Genomic DNA, 2,077 nt, shown 5'->3' with positions numbered 1-2,077 from the left:
GTCGCTGTGCTACCAGATCCCGGCCCTGGTCCGCGACGGTGTCGCGGTCGTCGTCTCCCCGCTGATCGCGCTCATGCAGGACCAGGTGGACGCGCTCACCGCGGTCGGTGTCCGCGCCGGCTTCCTCAACTCCACCCAGACCCTGGACGCCCGGCGGCGGGTGGAGGCCGCGTTCGTCGCCGGCGAACTGGACCTGCTCTACCTGGCGCCCGAGGCGCTCGGCGTCCGGTCCACCCTCGCCCTGCTGGACCGGGGGCGCATCTCCCTGTTCGCGATCGACGAGGCGCACTGCGTGTCCCAGTGGGGGCACGACTTCCGGCCCGACTACCTGGCGCTGTCGATGCTGCATGAGCGCTGGCCGCAGGTCCCCCGGATCGCGCTGACCGCCACCGCGACGAGCGCCACCCGCACCGAGATCGCCAGCCGGCTGGCGCTCGACGACGCGCGGCACTTCGTGGCCAGCTTCGACCGGCCCAACATCCAGTACCGGATCGTGCCCAAGCGGGAGCCCCGCAAGCAGCTGCTGGCCCTGCTGCGCGACGAGCACCCCGGCGACGCCGGCATCGTCTACTGCCTGTCGCGCGCCTCGGTGGACAAGACCGCCGAGTTCCTCGTCGCCAACGGCGTCGCCGCGCTGCCGTACCACGCCGGTCTGGACGCGGCCACCCGCGCCGCCAACCAGCAACGTTTCCTCCGCGAGGACGGCCTGGTCATGGTGGCCACCATCGCCTTCGGCATGGGCATCGACAAGCCCGACGTGCGCTTCGTCGCCCACCTCGACCTGCCCAAGTCCGTCGAGGGCTACTACCAGGAGACCGGCCGCGCCGGCCGCGACGGGCTGCCGTCCACCGCATGGCTGGCGTACGGCCTGCAGGACGTGGTCCAGCAGCGCAAGATGATCGAGACGTCCGACGGCGACCTCGCGCACCGGCGCAACCTCGCCGCACACCTGGACGCGATGCTCGCGCTCTGCGAGACGGTCCGCTGCCGACGGGTGCAGCTGCTCGAGTACTTCGGCGAGACGACCCCGACGGCCTGCGGCAACTGCGACACCTGCCTCAACCCACCGGAGTCGTGGGACGGCACCGTGGCCGCCCAGAAGCTGCTCTCCGCCGTGTTCCGCCTCGACCGCGAGCGCAACCAGCGGTTCGGCGCCGGGCACTGCATCGACATCCTGCTCGGCAAGCAGACCGACAAGATCAGCCAGTACGGTCACGACTCGCTTACCGTCTTCGGCATCGGCACGGAGTTGAGCGAGGCCGAGTGGCGGGGCGTGGTCCGGCAACTCCTCGCCGAGGGGCTGCTCGCCGTGGAGGGCGACTACGGCACCCTCGCGCTGACCGAGGCCAGCGCCGACGTGCTGGGCCGCCGCCGCACCGTCACGATGCGCCGCGAGCCGGAGCGGCCCGCGTCGAGCCGGTCGTCAAAGCCGCGCGGGGCGGCCACCGTCGTCGCCGAGCTCACCCCGGCGGCCGCGTCGGTCTTCGAGCGGCTGCGCGCCTGGCGGGCGGCCACCGCCAAGGAGCAGGGCGTCCCGGCGTACGTCATCTTCCACGACGCCACCCTCCGGCAGATCGCGGGTGACGCGCCCACCTCGCTGGCCGAGCTGTCGCGGGTCGGCGGGGTCGGCGAGAACAAGCTCGCCAAGTACGGCGAGCAGATCCTGGCCGTCCTCGCGACCGACTGACGGCATGCCGAAAGGGCCGGGCCCCGTGGTGGGGTCCGGCCCTTGTCGGTGTTGGTGCTGCGGTGTGGTGGTGCTGGGGTGGGGTCAGCTGGTGGCGTAGCCGCGGGTGGCGATCCAGTCGGCGAGGTGCTCGACGGTGATGTCGTAGGAGGCGGTGTTCGGGTCGGCGGAGTCGGCGATCCGGACGGTGTTGCCGTTGTCGCGGTAGCCCACGACGCTGATGTAGTGCCCGCCTTCGAACGAGTGGGTGTTGCCGTCGGTGTCGGTGCTGGTGCCGGCGATGTTGGCGACCACGGCGCGGCCGTTGTCGACGGTCTTGACGATGTCGGCGCGTAGCTGGTCGGTCTGCGTGGCGTCGGCGTCGGGCTTGCTGATCTCGACGCTGTGGTA

At 71.7% G+C, this 2,077-nt stretch carries 2 protein-coding genes; one reads left to right on the top strand and one right to left on the bottom strand.

The features are described 5' to 3' along the window. Positions 1 to 1,687, top strand: a 1,687-nt coding sequence (gene recQ, locus AB0J68_RS31485; RefSeq protein ID WP_363942445.1) for a DNA helicase RecQ, incomplete at its 5' end; no start/stop codon positions are given. 84 nt (positions 1,688 to 1,771) lie between these two features. On the opposite strand, the gene AB0J68_RS31480 is transcribed toward recQ, so the two are convergent. Continuing rightward, the coding region (locus AB0J68_RS31480) for a C39 family peptidase (protein ID WP_363942443.1) at positions 1,772 to 2,077 on the bottom strand (306 nt) is incomplete at its 5' end.

The sequence above is a fragment of the Micromonospora sp. NPDC049580 genome (assembly GCF_040675595.1).
In the GTDB taxonomy this organism is placed as follows: domain Bacteria; phylum Actinomycetota; class Actinomycetes; order Mycobacteriales; family Micromonosporaceae; genus Micromonospora.
The sequence above is the reverse complement of the archived record's forward strand: the minus strand, read 5'-3'. Positions and strand labels throughout refer to the sequence as shown.